Source organism: Polaribacter sp. Z014 (genome assembly GCF_023555435.1).
Lineage (GTDB): Bacteria > Bacteroidota > Bacteroidia > Flavobacteriales > Flavobacteriaceae > Polaribacter.
The window spans coordinates 760,328-778,339 of record NZ_JALCZP010000001.1 but is presented as its reverse complement, the minus strand read 5'-3'; the positions used below and the strand labels follow the sequence as shown (position 1 = coordinate 778,339).

Annotated in this window: 20 protein-coding genes; 11 read left to right on the top strand and 9 right to left on the bottom strand. The window is 30.3% G+C overall.

What is annotated here, in order from left to right; genetic code table 11:
* Nucleotides 1–40: 40 nt before the first annotated feature.
* From MPF19_RS19310 to MPF19_RS03425, 3 genes are read right to left on the bottom strand one after another with little or no spacing between them, the layout of a single operon-like run.
* Nucleotides 41–172: a hypothetical protein gene (locus MPF19_RS19310; RefSeq protein ID WP_284041359.1), complete on the bottom strand. Its 132-nt coding sequence runs from the start codon at nucleotides 170–172 to the stop codon at nucleotides 41–43.
* Between the two features lie 21 nt (nucleotides 173–193).
* Nucleotides 194–859 carry a tRNA (5-methylaminomethyl-2-thiouridine)(34)-methyltransferase MnmC2 gene (gene mnmC2, locus MPF19_RS03430; protein ID WP_249986767.1) on the bottom strand — a complete coding sequence of 222 codons (666 nt, stop codon included), beginning with the start codon at nucleotides 857–859 and terminating at the stop codon, nucleotides 194–196.
* A 5-nt stretch (nucleotides 860–864) separates the two neighbouring features.
* Nucleotides 865–1,377, bottom strand: a complete 513-nt coding sequence (locus MPF19_RS03425) for a DUF4920 domain-containing protein (protein WP_249986766.1) — start codon at nucleotides 1,375–1,377, stop codon at nucleotides 865–867.
* A 121-nt stretch (nucleotides 1,378–1,498) separates the two neighbouring features.
* Between MPF19_RS03425 and MPF19_RS03420 the strand changes: the two genes are divergently transcribed.
* From MPF19_RS03420 to MPF19_RS03370, 11 genes are all read left to right on the top strand, one after another.
* The gene (locus MPF19_RS03420; RefSeq protein ID WP_203394288.1) at nucleotides 1,499–2,554 is read left to right on the top strand and encodes a branched-chain amino acid aminotransferase; all 1,056 of its coding nucleotides are present in this window, start codon (nucleotides 1,499–1,501) and stop codon (nucleotides 2,552–2,554) included.
* Nucleotides 2,555–2,965: 411 nt separating this feature from the next.
* Nucleotides 2,966–3,421: a 50S ribosomal protein L13 gene (rplM, locus tag MPF19_RS03415; RefSeq protein WP_203394287.1), complete on the top strand. Its 456-nt coding sequence runs from the start codon at nucleotides 2,966–2,968 to the stop codon at nucleotides 3,419–3,421.
* Nucleotides 3,421–3,807, top strand: coding sequence for a 30S ribosomal protein S9 (gene rpsI, locus MPF19_RS03410; protein WP_203394286.1), 387 nt, complete (start codon nucleotides 3,421–3,423; stop codon nucleotides 3,805–3,807). Before rplM ends, rpsI begins: the two co-directional genes overlap by 1 nt.
* A gap of 145 nt (nucleotides 3,808–3,952) precedes the next feature.
* The gene (gene rpsB / locus MPF19_RS03405) at nucleotides 3,953–4,762 is read left to right on the top strand and encodes a 30S ribosomal protein S2 (RefSeq protein WP_203394285.1); all 810 of its coding nucleotides are present in this window, start codon (nucleotides 3,953–3,955) and stop codon (nucleotides 4,760–4,762) included.
* A 24-nt stretch (nucleotides 4,763–4,786) separates the two neighbouring features.
* Nucleotides 4,787–5,758 (top strand): translation elongation factor Ts, encoded by a 972-nt coding sequence (tsf, locus tag MPF19_RS03400; protein WP_203394284.1) that lies wholly within the window; start codon nucleotides 4,787–4,789, stop codon nucleotides 5,756–5,758.
* Between the two features lie 147 nt (nucleotides 5,759–5,905).
* Nucleotides 5,906–6,616: a UMP kinase gene (pyrH, locus tag MPF19_RS03395; protein WP_249986765.1), complete on the top strand. Its 711-nt coding sequence runs from the start codon at nucleotides 5,906–5,908 to the stop codon at nucleotides 6,614–6,616.
* Nucleotides 6,617–6,642: 26 nt separating this feature from the next.
* On the top strand, nucleotides 6,643–7,197 hold the full coding sequence (gene frr, locus MPF19_RS03390) for a ribosome recycling factor (protein ID WP_203394282.1): 555 nt from the start codon (nucleotides 6,643–6,645) through the stop codon (nucleotides 7,195–7,197).
* A 95-nt stretch (nucleotides 7,198–7,292) separates the two neighbouring features.
* Nucleotides 7,293–9,668, top strand: a complete 2,376-nt coding sequence (locus MPF19_RS03385; protein WP_249986764.1) for an efflux RND transporter permease subunit — start codon at nucleotides 7,293–7,295, stop codon at nucleotides 9,666–9,668.
* Between the two features lie 379 nt (nucleotides 9,669–10,047).
* Nucleotides 10,048–11,484: an asparagine--tRNA ligase gene (asnS, locus tag MPF19_RS03380; RefSeq protein WP_203394280.1), complete on the top strand. Its 1,437-nt coding sequence runs from the start codon at nucleotides 10,048–10,050 to the stop codon at nucleotides 11,482–11,484.
* Nucleotides 11,485–11,569: 85 nt separating this feature from the next.
* Nucleotides 11,570–13,027, top strand: a complete 1,458-nt coding sequence (gene rpoN, locus MPF19_RS03375; protein WP_203394279.1) for an RNA polymerase factor sigma-54 — start codon at nucleotides 11,570–11,572, stop codon at nucleotides 13,025–13,027.
* Nucleotides 13,027–13,626 carry a hypothetical protein gene (locus MPF19_RS03370; RefSeq protein WP_249986763.1) on the top strand — a complete coding sequence of 200 codons (600 nt, stop codon included), beginning with the start codon at nucleotides 13,027–13,029 and terminating at the stop codon, nucleotides 13,624–13,626. Before rpoN ends, MPF19_RS03370 begins: the two co-directional genes overlap by 1 nt.
* Here the strand turns inward: MPF19_RS03370 and MPF19_RS03365 are convergent.
* The 6 genes from MPF19_RS03365 to MPF19_RS03340 all read right to left on the bottom strand — a co-directional run bounded on the left by MPF19_RS03365 (nucleotide 13,621) and on the right by MPF19_RS03340 (nucleotide 17,971).
* Nucleotides 13,621–14,298: a porin family protein gene (locus MPF19_RS03365; protein ID WP_249986762.1), complete on the bottom strand. Its 678-nt coding sequence runs from the start codon at nucleotides 14,296–14,298 to the stop codon at nucleotides 13,621–13,623. The genes MPF19_RS03370 and MPF19_RS03365 overlap by 6 nt on opposite strands.
* A gap of 122 nt (nucleotides 14,299–14,420) precedes the next feature.
* A complete protein-coding gene (locus MPF19_RS03360) occupies nucleotides 14,421–14,882 on the bottom strand; it encodes an ExbD/TolR family protein (protein ID WP_203394276.1) in 462 nt (153 codons plus the stop codon).
* 18 nt (nucleotides 14,883–14,900) lie between these two features.
* The gene (locus MPF19_RS03355) at nucleotides 14,901–15,521 is read right to left on the bottom strand and encodes an ExbD/TolR family protein (protein WP_249986761.1); all 621 of its coding nucleotides are present in this window, start codon (nucleotides 15,519–15,521) and stop codon (nucleotides 14,901–14,903) included.
* A 4-nt stretch (nucleotides 15,522–15,525) separates the two neighbouring features.
* Nucleotides 15,526–15,981: a hypothetical protein gene (locus MPF19_RS03350; protein ID WP_203394274.1), complete on the bottom strand. Its 456-nt coding sequence runs from the start codon at nucleotides 15,979–15,981 to the stop codon at nucleotides 15,526–15,528.
* Between the two features lie 8 nt (nucleotides 15,982–15,989).
* Complete coding sequence (locus MPF19_RS03345) at nucleotides 15,990–16,712, bottom strand: MotA/TolQ/ExbB proton channel family protein (protein ID WP_203394273.1); 723 nt, start codon at nucleotides 16,710–16,712, stop codon at nucleotides 15,990–15,992.
* A 212-nt stretch (nucleotides 16,713–16,924) separates the two neighbouring features.
* The gene (locus MPF19_RS03340) at nucleotides 16,925–17,971 is read right to left on the bottom strand and encodes an asparaginase (RefSeq protein ID WP_203394272.1); all 1,047 of its coding nucleotides are present in this window, start codon (nucleotides 17,969–17,971) and stop codon (nucleotides 16,925–16,927) included.
* Nucleotides 17,972–18,012: the final 41 nt, after the last annotated feature.

Here is an 18,012-nt window from a genome sequence, read left to right as displayed (position 1 = left end):
CGAGCAGTGAAAGCAGGAAATAGCTGCTAAAAAATTGTATCTAAAACAAAGCATTCATAATATCTTCTGCTTTAAACCAAAGGATTAAAACGAAGGCTAAAACCACAATTAAAAAAAGTCCTTTTGTTGGTTTGGTTTGCTTTTGCCTTCCAAATTTTCTTTTAAATTGCATTTGAAAATAAATTTTAAGTGGTTAGTTTTTATTGGTAATTTTTGTTGCTCTTAGCATTTCTCTTTTTCCAGGAGGTCCTGGCAAACGCTCTACAACAAACCCGACTTCTTGCATAGCTCTTCTAACACTTCCTTTTGCAGAATAGGTTACTAAAATTCCGTTTTCTTTTAGTGAGTCATACATTTTCTGAAAAATCTCTACCGTCCATAATTGCGGTTGTACACGAGCACCAAAAGCATCAAAATAAATTAAGTTAAAGGCGTCTTTATCTTCAATATCTTCAAAGAATTGTTTTCTTTTGGTTAATGAAAATGTGTCTGAAATTTGATGTTTTTCTTCCCAAGAAACGGTATGCATTTTTTTAAAGGTTTCACTTTCCTTTTCTGCCTCTAAGACAGCTATAAAATTCATTTTTCCTACTTCTTCTGGCGTAACAGGATACGCTTCTACACCAACATAATCGATGTCTTTTCTAGCTTCTAAATAGGTAATAAAACAATTTAAACCTGTACCAAAACCAATTTCTAAAATAGCAACCTTGTCTTCTGTAACTTGCCTTAATCCGCTGTTTATAAAAACATGATAGGTTTCATTAATAGACCCGTTTTTAGAATGATATTGCTCATTCCAATCTGGTAAATGAATGGTAGATGAACCATCTGAAGTTATTAAAATTTCTCTTTTCAAAATATTTAGATTGATTTTTTTATTAAAACACCATCTGCCTCAAAAGTAAATTCTTTTTTAGGTTGGGTAATTTTTGCTATTTCTTCTTTACTTTTTCCTGCATCTTCTGCATAATGCTGTAATTCTTTAACAGAAGTTTCTTGTACAAATGCTTTACCATTTAAAACCACTTCTCTTCCTTTAGCATCTAATGGCATAAAAAAACCGTAGTCTTTAAAACGTACCATAGTTTCTGCTTCTTTATCTAAAGGCAACTTCATCCAACATCCTTTCTTAGAACAAACTTCTTTAATGGTAGAACCAAATTTTACATTAATTGTATCACCAGTTTTCATGGTTTTAAATTTAGCTAGTAATTGTTCTGAACTAATTGCATTGTCTAAATCTATTTTGGTGCCAAAAGAATCATAATTAACTTCTTGTTTTTGTTCTGCTATTTTATTCGCTGATTTTTTTCCGTCTTTACACGCCGTAAATACAAACAAAATAACTAAAAAAAATTGTATCAAATATTTCATAAATTCAAAATTAATTGTGAATTCAACAAAAGTACATATTATAATGAGCAAAAGCAATGATTAGTTATATTGTCCGATGAATATTTTATGTACATTTGTGTTTCAATTCAATTAAAATAGAATGAAATCTAATATAGAAATTCAACGTATAGAAAAATCGAAGATCGATTCTGTAGATTTTAATAATCTACCATTTGGTAGTGTATATTCTGACCACATGTTAGAATGTGATTTTATAAATGGCGAATGGCAAACACCAGTTATTAAACCATATGCTCCCATATCTTTAGATCCGTCAGCAAAGATTTTCCATTATGGACAATCCATTTTTGAAGGCATGAAAGCTTACAAAGATGCAGAAGGAAACACCATGTTATTTAGACCTTTAGAGAACTGTAAGCGTTTAAATAAATCTGCAGAACGTTTGGTCATTCCAAATATTCCAGAAGACATTTTTATGGATGGTTTAAAGAAATTATTAGAAGTTGATAATAAATGGATACCAACAAACGAAGGTAGCTCTCTATATATTAGACCTTTTATGTTTGCTTCTGGAATAGGATTTCATGCGTCACCTGCTGATGCTTACAAATTTATAATTTGTACAGCTCCTTCTGGTGCGTACTTTTCTGGTAAAGTAAAGGTTTTAATTGAAGAAAAATATGCTCGTGCAGCAAATGGAGGTGTTGGTTTTGCAAAAGCTGGAGGTAATTATGCCGCACAGTTTTACCCTACACAATTAGCTATAGACAAAGGTTATAATCAAGTAATTTGGACGGATGACAATACGCACGAATATATTGAAGAAGCTGGCGCGATGAATATTTTTATCAGAATAAATGACACTTTAATTACAAGTCCTACTAGCGATAGAATTTTAAATGGAATTACACGTAAAAGTGTTATTCAAATTGCTGAAGACATGAATATTGATGTTGAAGTTAGAAAAATTACTGTTTCTGAAGTAATTGCCGCAGCGCAAAGTGGTCGTTTAAAAGAAATGTTTGGAGCAGGAACTGCTGCTGTTATTTCTCCAATTTCTACTTTTGGTTACCAAGGTACCGATTATGATTTACCTGAATTAGAGACTTCTTTTGCAGAAACTCTAAAAAAGGCTATTACAGATATTCAAACAAACAAAGCGAAAGATCCTTACGGATGGAGAGTAATGATTTAGTAAACAGTTGGCCATTAGTGCCATTTTAAACTTAAAAACAGAAAATACCAAAGCATCAATTAATTTTGATGCTTTTTTTTATCTATCAATACTAGGCTTAAACCATTAATACTTCATACCAATATTTGCCTTTTCCATCTTCTTTACACGTCAAAAAAAAAGGAAAATTTAGAGAGAGAAAAATTCAAAGGAACAGGTTTTAAAGAAACAATTAGAAAGGACAATTACAAACTTTAAAACCAATTACTTAGCTTTTATACTATCAAAAAAACAAAAACTTATTTTAGTAAGATATAACAATCTTAAAATAAATCTAAAGCACTATTTGTCAATCAAATAAAATACAGTACATTTGCACTCCTTTTTTAAGGAAAATTAAATTATTAATAAACAAAAACTAATAGTGTAATTATGAACACATTAAGTTACAAAACAGTATCAGCAAACAGCGCTACCGTAAACAAGGAGTGGGTTTTAGTTGATGCAGACGGGCAAACGTTGGGTCGTCTAGCTTCTAAAGTAGCAAAGCTAATTAGAGGTAAAAACAAACCAAATTTTACTCCTCACGTAGATTGTGGAGATAACGTGGTTATCATCAACGCAGAAAAAATTGTTTTAACTGGTAACAAATGGAGAGACAAATCTTACATTCGTCACACAGGGTATCCAGGAGGACAAAGATCGTTAACTGCAACAGAAATGTTTGAGAAAGATCCTACAAGATTAATCGAAAAAGCAGTAAAAGGAATGTTACCTAAAAATATTTTAGGAGCAGCACTTTACAGAAACTTGTATGTATATGCAGGTACAGAGCACAAACACGCAGGTCAAGCACCTAAAGCTATTAACCTTAACGATCTTAAATAATGGATATAGTACATAAAATCGGTAGAAGAAAAACAGCTGTTGCTCGTATTTACCTTTCTGAAGGAACAGGAAACATTACAGTAAACAAAAAAGATTACAAAAGCTACTTTACTACTGGAACTTTACAGTATAAAGTACAACAACCTTTAATGTTAACAGAAAACTTAGAATCTTATGATATCAAAGTTAATGTTTACGGTGGTGGTGTAACAGGACAAGCAGAAGCTATTCGTTTAGCAATTACAAGAGCTTTAGTTCATATTGATGCAGAGCACAGGTTAGTATTGAAACCAGAAGGTTTATTAACTCGTGATCCAAGAATGGTTGAACGTAAGAAATTCGGTCAGAAAAAAGCACGTAAAAAATTCCAATTCTCGAAACGTTAATATTATTCAGAATTTATTCTGGACTATATTATATCGAGAACTGTTATTATATTTTAATATTAAACAGTTTAGCATCTAAATAGTTAGGACTCGAAAGACTACCTAACTATTGATTTCAAAACAGAAAGTAAACACATTTAAGAAAATGGCAAACGTAAACATTCAAGAATTATTAGATAGTGGTGTACACTTTGGACACTTAACTAGAAAATGGAACCCAAACATGGCTCCATACATTTATACAGAACGTAATGGTGTACACATCATCGATTTGTATAAAACAGCAGCAAAAATAGAAGAAACTTCAGAAGCTTTAAAAAAGATCGCTAACTCTGGACGTAAAATTTTATTTGTAGCTACTAAAAAGCAAGCAAAAGATATTGTTGCAGAAAAAGCAAAAGCAGTAAACATGCCTTTCATTACAGAAAGATGGCCAGGTGGTATGTTAACTAACTTTGTAACTATTAGAAAAGCTGTTAAGAAAATGGCTCATATTGATAGAATGAAGTTAGATGGTTCTTTTGATGCATTATCTAAAAGAGAAAAATTACAAATCAATCGTCAGAGAGAAAAATTAGAAAAGAATTTAGGTTCTATTTCTGATATGACTCGTTTACCTGGTGCATTATTTGTAGTAGATATTAAAAAAGAGCACATTGCTGTAGCAGAAGCTCAAAAATTAAGCATTCCAATTTTTGCAATGGTTGATACAAACTCTGATCCTAGATTAGTAGATTTTATCATTCCAGCAAATGATGATGCTTCTAAGTCTATAGACAAAGTATTATCTTTTGTAACTGATGCAATTGCAGAAGGTTTATCAGATAGAAAAGCAGACAAAGAGAAAGTAAAAGAAACTAAAGAAGTTGCAGCTCCAAAGGCAGAAAAAGCAGCTCCTGTAGTTGAAGAAGCGAAAGCTGAAGTTACTGAAACTCCTGCTGAAGAAAAAAAATAAGTATAACTTAAAAATATAAATAACATGGAAACAGTAAAGATTAGTGCTGCTGATGTTAAAAAATTAAGAGAAGCAACTGGAGCTGGAATGATGGACTGTAAAAAGGCATTAGTAGAGTCTGTTGGTGATTTTGATAAAGCAATTGATATTTTACGTAAAAAAGGTCAAAAAATTGCTGCAAAAAGAGCGGATAGAGAATCTAGCGAAGGTGTTGCAGTAACTAAAATCAATGCTGATAATACTGCTGGTGTAGCAATTGTATTAGCTTGTGAAACTGATTTTGTTGGTAAAAACGATGCTTTTGTAGCTTTAGGAGCTCAATTTGCTGAAATCGCATTAAACTGCGTAGATAAAGAAGCTTTTTTAGCTGCTGATTTTGGTGGAATGACTGTTGCTGATAAATTAATTGAGCAAACTGGTGTTATTGGAGAAAAGTTAGAGATAACAGCTTTTGAGAAAATCGAAGCTGCTTATGTTGGTGCTTATACTCACATTGGTAAAATTGCTGCTTTAGTTGGTTTAACTGCTGCTGTAGATAATGCAGATGTTTTATCTAAAGACGTAGCTATGCAAGTAGCTTCTATGGGTGCAACATCTCTATCTTACAAAGATTTTGATCCTGCATTTGTTGCTGCTGAAACAGAAGCAAGAATTGCTGTGATTGAAAAAGATAATATTGAATTAGGAAGATTAGGAAAAACGTTGAAAAACGTTCCTCAATTTATTTCTATGTCTCAATTATCTGAAGAAGTTTTAGCAAAAGCTGAAGAAGCTGCAAAAGCAGAATTAGCTGCAGAAGGAAAACCAGAAAAAATCTGGGATAGAATTTTACCTGGAAAAATGGAAAGATTCATTTCTGATAACACAACTTTAGATTTAGAGCAATGTCTTTTAGACCAAGCTTTTATTAAAGATGAAAAGAAAAATGTTGCACAATATGTTAAAACATATGGTGATGTTGAAGTAAGTGGATTCAAAAGAGTTACTTTAGGATAAACATTTATCTACTATTCTTGTGAAGACAAGAATTTAAATATTTAAAACCTCGCATTCTATAATTTTAGAATTGCGAGGTTTTTTTGTATCTCAAAAAAACAAAACTCAAAAAAAAAGCTTAATTTTGCACAACTTTCAAAATAAACTATGCAATACAAAAGAATTCTTTTAAAATTAAGTGGAGAAGCTTTAATGGGCGACAGACAATACGGAATTGATCCTAAACGTTTAGCTGAATACGCAAAAGAAATTAAAGAAGTAGTAGAAAAAGGAATAGAAGTTGCCATTGTAATTGGCGGTGGAAATATCTTTAGAGGTGTTGCTGGTGCTGCAAATGGTATGGATCGCGTACAAGGAGACCACATGGGTATGTTAGCAACCTGTATTAACGGCTTAGCCTTGCAAAGTGCCTTAGAAGATGAAGATGTTCATACGCGTTTGCAAACAGCTTTAGAAATTAAAGAAGTTGCAGAACCTTATATTAAAAGAAAAGCAATTCGTCACTTAGAAAAAGGAAGAGTTGTAATCTTTGGAGCCGGAACAGGAAACCCATACTTTACAACAGATACAGCTGCAGTTCTTAGAGCTATAGAAATAGACGCAGATGCTATCTTAAAAGGAACCCGTGTAGACGGAATCTATGATGTAGATCCAGAAAAAAATAAAGATGCTATCAAATTTGAAAATATTACATTTAAAGATGTCATTAAAAAAGGCCTTAAAGTAATGGATATGACAGCATTTACATTAAGTGAAGAAAATAAATTACCAATAATTGTTTTTGATATGAATACATACGGAAACCTATTAAAATTAGTTTCTGGTGAAAAAATTGGTACGATAGTTAATACTCAATAATAGCATTTTTTAAATATTTACTGACCATGAACGAAGAAATTGAATTTATTCTTGATAGCGCTAAAGAAGCGATGAATAATGCTATTGAGCATTTAGTTAAAGAATTACGTACTATTAGAGCTGGTAAGGCTACACCTGCAATGTTAGCAAACGTAATGGTAGATTATTATGGAGCTCAAACTCCATTAAGTCAAATTGCAAATGTTACTACACCAGATCCAAGAACAATAGCTGTACAACCTTGGGAAAAAAACATGTTACAACCTATAGAGAAAGCCATAATGGTTGCTAATCTTGGTTTTAACCCAATGAACAATGGAGACATTATTATGATTAATGTACCACCGTTAACAGAAGAAAGAAGAATCGGTTTAGCAAAACAAGCAAAAGCCGAGGCAGAACATGCTAAAGTTGGTATTAGAAATGCTCGTAAAGATGCCAATAATGACATCAAAAAAACTGATGTTTCTGATGATTTAAAAAAAGTATCTGAAGATGATATCCAAAACCTAACTAATACTTTTGTTAAACAGATAGAAGAAAAACTAGCTGTTAAAGAAGTAGAAATAATGAAGGTTTAAAAAAAACCTAACCAATAAAAAGAGAGTGTTTCTTAGCACTCTCTTTTTATTTACAACAATATACAATTTAACTACATTTTCGTAAATTTTACTAAATGAATTTTTGGACAAAAGTTGCTGGCCTTATCTTAAGAAACCGTTATATAGTTTTACTAGGTATTGCAATCATTACAGGCTTATTAGCATCACAAATGAAGTATATGAAATTCTCATATACAGAAGCCAATTTATTACCCGAAGATCATGAAGCCAATTTACAATACAATAAGTTTCTAAAAATTTTTGGTGAAGAAGGTAACTTAGTTATTTTAGGAGTTAAAGACGCTACTGTTTTTACTCCAAAAAAGTTTAATGCTTGGAATAACTTAGTACAAAAATTTGATAGTTTAGACGAAATAGATTTCACCATTTCTATTGCAGATATTAAAAAATTAAAAGCAGATAGAAAAAAAAGAAAATTTATATTAGAGCCTTTATACGAAACCGAACCTACTACCAAAGAAGAAGTTAACAACATAAAAAAACAGCTTTTCGAAAAACTACCTTTCTACGATAATCTACTATATAACAAAGAAACAGGTACACTACAAACCGCTATTTATATAAAGAAATCTATTATAAATACACCCAAACGTAGAGATTTCATTTTTAATATTTTAGTACCCACAATTAAAAAATTTGAGAAAGAAAATAACCTAGACGTACGTGTTTCTGGAATGCCCTATATTAGAACACTAAATGCTCAAAATATACAAGATGAAATTTTACTCTTTGTAGCTGGTGCCTTAGGTATTACCGCTATTATTTTCTTCTTTTTCTTCCGTTCTTTTAGAGCTACTTTTATTACACTATTGGTAGTGATGATTGGTGTTGTTTGGGCCTTTGGTTTTATAGGATGGTTCGGTTATGAAATAACAGTATTGTCTGCATTAATACCTCCATTAATTATTGTAATTGGAGTACCTAATGCAGTATTTTTAATTAATAAATATCAACAAGAAATAAAAAAACACGGTCAACAGGCAAAAGCATTACAACGTGTAATTTCTAAAGTAGGTAATGCTACTTTAATGACCAATATTACAACTGCATCTGGTTTTGCTACCTTTGTTTTTGTAAAAAGTAGTTTGCTTCGCGAATTCGGAATCTTAGCCTCTGTAAACATCATTAGTATTTTTATTTTGGCCTTATTAATTATACCTATTTTGTATAGTTTTATGCCACTTCCTAAGAAGAAACATTTAAATCATCTTGAAACCAAGTGGATTGAAAATGTAGTGAATTGGATGGAAAAAACAGTGAAAAACAAAAGAATTACTATTTATTTTGCCACAGTTATTGTTATAATTACTGCAATTATAGGCGTTTATAAGATAAAGGTATCTGGTAGTTTAATTGAAGATATGCCCAAAAGTTTAGAATTTTATCAAGATATAAAATTCTTTGAAACTGAGTTTGGAGGTATCATGCCTTTAGAAATTTTAGTGGATACTAAAAAAGAAAAAGGTGTTATGAATTTATCCACCTTAAAAAAGATGGAAAAGATAAACGAAGCCATAGAAACTTTTCCAGAGCTTTCTAAACCAATTTCTATCACTAATGTAGTAAAGTACTCTAAACAAGCGTACTACAACGGAAATCCGAAGTATTATCAATTACCAACAAGTCAAGAGCAAAGTTACATTTTAGCCTATACAAAAAACTCAAATAGTGAAGCTGGCATGCTTAAAAACTTTGTAGATTCTACAGGGCGTTATGCTAGAATAACTACTTTTATGAAAGATATTGGTACAGAAAAGATGAACGTAATTCAAGAACGTTTAAAAGACGTTATTGCTAAAGAATTTCCATCAGACAAATATGATGTTTCCATTACCGGAAAAGCCTTAGTTTTTATAAAAGGAACCAATTATTTAATACATAATCTAGTTATTTCATTATCCTTAGCAATTTTCTTAATTGCCATTTTTATGGCTTGGATGTTTAGATCTCCACCAATGATCCTTATATCTTTAATACCAAATATATTACCATTACTTATTACGGCTGGATTAATGGGTTTCATTGGTATTCCTATTAAACCATCAACTATTTTAGTATTTAGTATTGCTTTTGGTATTTCTGTAGATGATACCATCCACTTTTTAGCCAAATATCGTCAAGAATTAATAGCTAATAACTGGCGTGTAAAACATTCTGTTTATGCGGCTCTTAGAGAAACAGGAGTAAGTATGTTCTATACTTCTATTGTTTTATTTTTTGGGTTTTTAACTTTTACGCTTTCTAGTTTTGGAGGTACCATTGCATTAGGAGGTTTGGTTTCTATCACATTATTATTAGCAATGGTTTCTAACTTGTTATTATTACCTTCTTTGTTATTAACTTTTGAAAAGAAAATAGCCAACAAAAAAGTATTTAAAGAACCATCAATAAGAATTATTCCTCCAGAGGAGGATAAAATAGATGAGTAAGTATTTAGATTTATAAGATCTTTACCCTATTTAAAAATCGGATGTTATATTACATCCGATTTTTAGTAAAAGAAAATAGCCCTAATTTTATATTGATTTTATAATAAAAAAATTACACTATTTTACAGAGAACTTCCTAAAAATCAAAAATAAACTACTTAAAAATTCATTGCTCATCTTATATCAAAAAAGTATCTTTACTCTTTAATAAAAATAGTTTTGTATATTCTAAATTCATTCTATGAATAAGAATGTAGTTTTTTAAAAGATATACCAAAAAAAGATTTTTACTTTATAATTAGTTTTTTTAAAAGACTAAAAATCAAGGTTATACAATTAATTATTAACATATATTTATATCACTTTTATTTATAAGAATATGATAAACAGCAACGTTGCCGAGCTTTTAAAGTCGGAAGGATTATTACTACAAGAAGTACAACTAAAAGGATGGGTAAGAACTTTTAGAAGCAATCGTTTTATTGCACTAAACGATGGTACTACTATTAACAATATACAATGTGTTATCGATTTTGAAAACACAGATGAAGAAACACTAAAAAGAATTACAACTGGTGCCGCTATTTGTATAAAAGGTACTTTGGCAGCAAGCCAAGGTAAAGGTCAGTCTGTAGAAATTCAGGTTTCAGAAATTGAAATTTTGGGAGATTCTAATCCAGATGAATACCCAATTCAGCCTAAAAAACACAGTTTCGAATTTTTAAGAGAAAATGCACACTTACGTGTAAGAACAAACACTTTTAGCGCTGTAATGCGTGTACGTTCTAAATTGTCTTTTGCTGTGCATCAGTATTTTCAAGAGAGAGATTTTAACTACGTAAACACTCCAATTGTTACGGGTTCTGATGCGGAAGGAGCAGGAGAAATGTTTAGAGTTACTACATTTAAAGACAATGAAGCACCCGTTACAGAAGATGGTAAAATTGACTATACTAAAGATTTTTTTGGTAAGGAAACCAACTTAACCGTTTCTGGTCAGTTAGAAGCAGAAACTTTTGCAATGGCATTAGGAAAAGCATATACATTTGGACCAACATTTAGAGCAGAAAACTCGAACACAACTCGCCATTTAGCAGAGTTTTGGATGATAGAACCAGAGGTTGCCTTTATGGATCTAGATGGTAATATGGATTTAGCAGAAGACTTTATTAAATATGTTATCAACTATGTTTTAGATAAGTGTGAAGATGATTTAGCTTTTCTAGATCAACGGTTAACACAAGAAGAAAAAAGCAAGCCGCAAGCACAAAGAAGCGAAATGTGTTTGTTAGATAAATTAAAGTTTGTAGTAGATAATAACTTTAAAAGAGTTTCTTATACTGAGGCAATTGATATTTTACGTAATTCAAAACCAAATAAAAAGAAAAAATTTCAGTTCCCAATTAATGAATGGGGAGCAGATTTACAGTCTGAGCACGAACGTTTCTTAGTAGAAAAACACTTTAAATGTCCTGTTATATTGTTTGATTACCCTGCAGACATCAAAGCTTTTTACATGCGTTTAAATGATGACGGTAAAACAGTAAGAGCTATGGATGTATTATTTCCTGGAATTGGAGAAATAGTTGGAGGATCTCAAAGAGAAGAGCGTTATGATGTTTTAGTTGATAAAATGAAAGCTCTAGGTATCGAAGAAAAAGAATTGTGGTGGTATTTAGATTTAAGAAAATTTGGAACAGCAGTGCACTCTGGTTTTGGATTAGGTTTTGAAAGACTAGTACAATTTACAACAGGAATGAATAATATAAGAGATGTAATTCCGTTTCCTAGAACTCCACAAAATGCTGAATTTTAAATAAATTATATAAATTTAAAGAACTAAACGTCATTCCTCACAGAATGACGTTTTTTATTTTAACCTATTTCATATATTTGTATATATGCTAAAACAAAGTTTACAATACAAGCTATTACAAAAATTATCTCCTCAACAAATACAGTTGATGAAGTTAATTCAATTGCCTACGCAAGCTTTTGAGGAACGACTAAAGCAAGAAATAGAAGAAAACCCTGCTTTAGATACAGGTAAAGACGAATCTGACACCATAGATGATGATTTATCTAATGAATATGATGATGCTGGAACAGAAAAAATTGAAGCAGAAGACATAAATATTGATGATTACTTGAGTGATGATGAAATACCTAGCTACAAAACTCAAGCTAACAATTACTCTGCAGATGATGAAGAAAAGAATGTACCTTATGCCGCAGGAACAAGTTTTCATCAATCCTTAAAAAATCAATTAAGCACCTATAGCTTTAATGATGAAGAACTTGCTATAGCAGAATTTTTGGTTGGCAGTATAGATGACAGTGGTTATATTAGAAGAGAAATAATAGACTTAGTAGACGACTTAGCTTTTACAGAAAATGTATTTACAACAGAAGAAAAAGTAATATCTATATTAAAAAGAGTGGTTCATACTTTAGATCCTATTGGTGTTGGTGCCAGAGATTTAAAAGAATGTTTAATTATACAACTTAAAAGAAAAGGAAGTAACAAAATTAGAAGCTTAGCTATTGAGATTTTAGAGACGGCTTTTGATCATTTTGTAAAAAAACACTATAAAAAACTACAAGAAAAGTTTAATATTTCTGAAGAAGAATTAAAAGAAATAAATAAAGAAATTTCTAAACTAAACCCAAAACCCGGAAGTTCTTATGCCGGTAATAACAAAATTGCAGAACAAATAGTTCCAGACTTTTCTATAAAATTAGTTGATGGTGAATTAGATTTAGTTTTAAACTCTAGAAATGCACCTGAATTGCATATTTCTAGAGAGTATAATAATATGCTAAAAGGATATCAAGAAGCAACTGTTAAAAGTAAATCTCAAAAAGATGCAGTATTCTTTATCAAACAAAAATTAGATTCTGCAAAATGGTTTATTGACGCTATTAAACAACGTCAGCAAACTCTTTTAGTTACTATGAATACTATTATGCAGTATCAGTATGACTATTTCTTAACAGGTGATGAGCGCAAGTTAAAACCTATGATTTTAAAAGATATTGCCGATAAAATTAATATGGATGTTTCTACCGTATCTAGAGTTGCCAATAGTAAGTATGTTTCTACACCTTATGGTACAAAATTAATCAAAGAATTCTTCTCTGAATCTATGAAAAATGACCAAGGAGAAGATGTTTCTACTAAAGAGATTAAAAAAATACTGGAAACTGTAGTACTAGAAGAAAATAAGAAAAAACCTCTAACAGACGAAAAACTAGCTGCAATTTTAAAAGAAAAAGGATATCCTATTGCTAGAAGAACTATTGCAAAGTATAGAGAACAGTTAGGTTTACCTGTAGCACGACTAAGAAAAGAAATTTAGTGAAATTTCATAAATTTATATCTGTAATACTGCACCCAATTGTAATACCTACAATTGGAATACTCTTATATTTTATTTTAATACAAAGTAATTTTAACAGTAACCAAAAATTTGCAGTATTAGGTCTAATTTTTGTAACTACCTATTTTATTCCATTACTTATACTCATTCTTTTTAAAAGGTTTAAACTTATAAAATCTTTTAAGGCCGATAGCATACAGGAAAGAAAAATACCAATTGCCATGATGATTGTATTATTCTATTTATTAGGTAATACATTATACGGAGTAACGAACTTAAGAGATTTAGGCATCCTTTTTTATGCTACTACATTAGGTTTGGTATTTATTTATATATTATTTGCATTTAAAATAAAAACGAGTATTCATTTAATGTCGCTAGGTATTACTTCAGGTTTCTTCTTTATATTAAACCTTATCTATAACCAAAATTTAACAATAGTTATAGCCTGCTCTTTACTACTATCTGGTATCCTTGCTAGTGCAAGATTACATTTAAAAGCACATACGCTACAGGAAGTTTATTTAGGATTTCTGTTAGGTTTCTTATCACCTATAATAGTCTTCTATTTTTTATAGAATATAAAAAATTAAACCAAATTTTAATACTTTAGAATTTATTACTTCCTCGTTAATAGTACTATTATTAAAAATTGGGGTTAGACCATAATATAGGTTTATATTAAATTCATCATAGCCCGTAGAAAGTGTTAAACCGTACTGAAATTTATTGTAATTAGAAACATCTGAATACTTAAAAGTAGTTCCTGTAGCATCCTCAAATTGAAATGTATTAGATAAATTATATAAGAATTTAATACCTGCATATACTCTCCAAAAACTATACTTATTCGCTGTAGAAGTTCTCCATCTTAATTCTAACGGAAATTCTAAGTTATGAGATTTAAACAAATTTGCACTAATCTCATCATCACTAGTAAAAGCTGTCGTATTATTCATTTCTGTTACTTTTAACTTATGATTAAAAAAATCGAATCCATACCCTACACCAGCAGCTACAGATATACTACCTTGTTTATTTAAAATTAGATCTTTTAGAAACCCTAGAGATAGTGAATAAGAAAAATTACTTTTAGAAATTTCTGTTGGTTGGTCAAAAAACTGAGCGTAAGAAACTGTAACATAAATTTGATCATCTGCATATCTATTCCCTAGTTCTAAGGAATCTTTCTGAGCAAAAGATCCAATTACATTCAATAACAATAAAAGTAAAGTAAGCGTTGTTTTCATACACAAATTAAACGTATCATAAAGATACAAAATTTCATTAATAGTTTTGTTTTCTAAAAAAAAGGATAAAAAAAAAGGATAATTCAAATGAATTATCCTTTAGTAAAGTTATATTATATTGATTACTCAGTCTTTTTTGAAGCAGAATAACTAATTTTAAGAGCACCTACGTCTCTTAATTTTAATCTAATATCAGTAATTGTACCTACACTAGATTCTTTATCTGCTTTAATAGAAGTTGTCATAAATGGCACTTCTGCTTCAGAAACCTTAGATCTTGCATTTATAATAAAAGCAGGAACATCATCAGCAGAACCAATTTTGTCATTTAATTGAATTCTATTATAACTGGTTCCATATTTAGTATCTTTTGCTTTACCAACGTAAATGGTAGTTACCAAACTTTTATGTTCCAATTTTTTCACTTCTGTAGCAGAAGGCAATCTTGGAGCATCAATCTGTAAAGAAGTTTCTCTCATTGTAGTAGTTACCATGAAAAAGAACAACAACATAAATACAATATCTGGTAAAGCAGCAGTATTTACTGCTGGCATTCCTTTTTTCTTTTTTCTAAATTTAGACATACGGTTAAATTTTAAAAATTATTTTGTTGGTTCTTGATCTGATATAATTTGAGGATAAGCAGTTTTAATAAACTCAACCTTTTTCTTCAAATTCTCGTTAGTCATATTGTCTTTATACTCTTTTTCAAGCTCTTCAAAAGGTACTTTATATTTCTCAACACTTAACCTATTTCTTAAAAAACTATATGCTTTTAACAATTGATCTTGAACTGTTAAATACGTTCCATACTCTGTTAATCTATCACTTTGCACCGAAATAATTGCTTTGTTAGGATGATCTGAAGAAGACTCACTTCTTTCACCTTTACAATAATTACATGGTCCACTAGCAACACCATTCTCAACTTTACCGTCACCTCCACCATTATCGATAAATTCGATAGCGGCTTCTTTAAGGTCTTTAATTTCCATTCTTTCGCCTTCAACTAAAAGCTCATTATTTCTATTAATGTTTACCTCAAAAATGTTCTTCTCTTTAATAATCGGTGGTACGTAATCTGCTGGCGGCTTTTCAGAAAGTTTTTTAGAAACTCCTGAATCCACATTCATTGTTGTTGTTACTAAGAAAAAGATTAACAGCAAGAAGGCAATATCTGCCATAGAACCTGCATTAATTTCTGGATTCTCTCTTCTTGCCATATTATTATGATTTTATTAATCCTTTTAGTAAATCGTATACAAAAAACAAACTAGCAACAAGTCCTAAACAAATGCTGTACCAGATACCTGTTCCAACCCATTGGTTTAATGATGTTCCCGCTTCTCCACCTTCTAATACTTTACCTTGTGTATCTAAAACAGCATTATTATCTGCTAAAAAGTAAGCAAAAACTAATACTACACCCAAAACAGCTAGCCCTAATAAAGTCTTTTTTAAATTTTCAATATTTGTAAAAAGACTAATTAAAGAAAGAATTAAAGTTGCACCAACTGCAAAGTACAGTAATATAGTAGAAAAAGTTACAATACTACCCACAGCCCCACTTAAGGCTCCTGAATCTCCTTCATCAGTCATAAAAATTCTGATGAAGAGAAAAGCTCCTATTACAGCTATTACAGCTATAAATATATTTAAAATTTTTGATAAATTATTTTTCATAATATATCTTATTTTTTATATTTCACTAATAAATCTATCAATTGAATAGATGCATCTTCCATGTTATTTACAATACTATCGATTTTAGAAACGATATAATTATAAAAAATTTGAAGAATAATAGCCACAACTAAACCAAATACAGTTGTTAATAAAGCTACTTTAATACCTACAGCTACAACACCAGGAGAAATATCATTTGCTACTGCAATCATATCAAAGGCCTGAATCATACCAATTACCGTACCCATAAACCCAAGCATCGGTGCTAAAGCAATAAATAAAGATAACCAAGAAATATTTTTCTCTAATAATCCCATTTGTACTCCACCATAAGAAACTACAGCTTTTTCTGCAGCATCAACTCCTTCATCTACTCTATCTAATCCTTGGTAAAAGATAGATGCAACTGGTCCTTTAGAGTTTCTACAAACTTCTTTAGCAGCTTCTATACCACCAGAACTTAAAGCATCATCTACACTTGCTACTAATTTCTTAGTATTAGTTGTTGCCATGTTTAAATAAATAATTCTTTCAATTGCAATTGCTAAACCTAATATTAAGGCTACTAATACAATTCCCATAAATTCTGGGCCACCCTCAATAAAACGTTGTTTTAATTCTTGGTGGAAAGTTTTTGACTCTTCAGCTGCTTCTTGTGCGAAAGTTGATTGAATAGCTCCAAAAAACATAAATCCTGTTACGGATAGGACATTTACTACTTTTTTCATCTTTGTTATAATTAATTTTTAATAGTTAACGGGTTAAAGATATTGATTTTCATCTCAAAAAAATAATATCAAAGACAATTTAACTAAAATAATTAGAAAGAATTAATCTTCACTATCCTTTTGAGACTGCCAAGTAACAAAAAATTATTGAACATTTAAAAAAAAATTCAATCTATTTATCGTTAAAAAGGTGATTTTACCTAATAATATATTTAAAAATGATAATTATCAGTTAATTCACCTCTTAATGATTTTTCAAAAAAATGTTTGAACTCATTCGCTGATAAGTTTTTATCTAATAAGTACATTAACTTGCCTATAGCAGACTCTGTAGTAATGTCTCTACCATTAATAACACCTATCTCCTTAAGCAACAAACTGGTATCATAATGTCCCATCATCACTCTACCACTTTTACATTGGGTAACATTTATAATTTTGACTCCTTTACCTATAGCTTCTTTAAGTAAAGCTATAAATTTATCAGAATTTGGCGCATTTCCAGAACCATAGGTTTCTAAAACTACTCCTTTTAAATTAGGTATATTTAAAATACTTTCTACTACCAAATTTGATATTCCAGGAAATAATTTTAAAATAACAACCTCATCAACTAAATTTTTTCTAACAATTAAATCCGTTTCTTCTGTTTCTAATTGATGGATTAAATGCTCATTAAATTTAAGATGCACGCCACTTTCTGCTAATGGAGGTAAATTTAGAGAAGTAAACGCTTCAAATAATTCTGAACTTATTTTAGTTGTTCTATTGGCTCTATATAATTTATATTCGAAATACAAACAAACTTCAGAAACTATTGGCTTTCCATTTTTATAGGCACATGCAACCTCTATAGAAGTAATTAAATTTTCTTTTGCATCGGTTCTTAAATCTCCTATAGGCAATTGAGATCCTGTAAAAATAATTGGCTTTTGTAAATTCTCTAACATAAAACTGATAGCAGAAGATGTGTATGCCATTGTATCGGAACCTGTCAAGACTACAAAACCATCAAATTTCTTATAATTTTCTTCAATAATTTCTACTATATCTATATAATAACGAGTATTCATGTTTGATGAATCTATAGGTTCTTCAAAAGAAATACTTTCTATATTACAATTTAACTGTTGCAACTCGGGTATCTTTTCTACTATCTGACTAAAATCAAATGCTTTTAATGCATTTGTTTTATAGTCTTTCATCATACCAATTGTTCCTCCTGTATATATCAGTAATATGTTCGGTTTTGTAGTCATTTTGTCATTTTTATTCTATAAACAATAAATTGGAATACTTT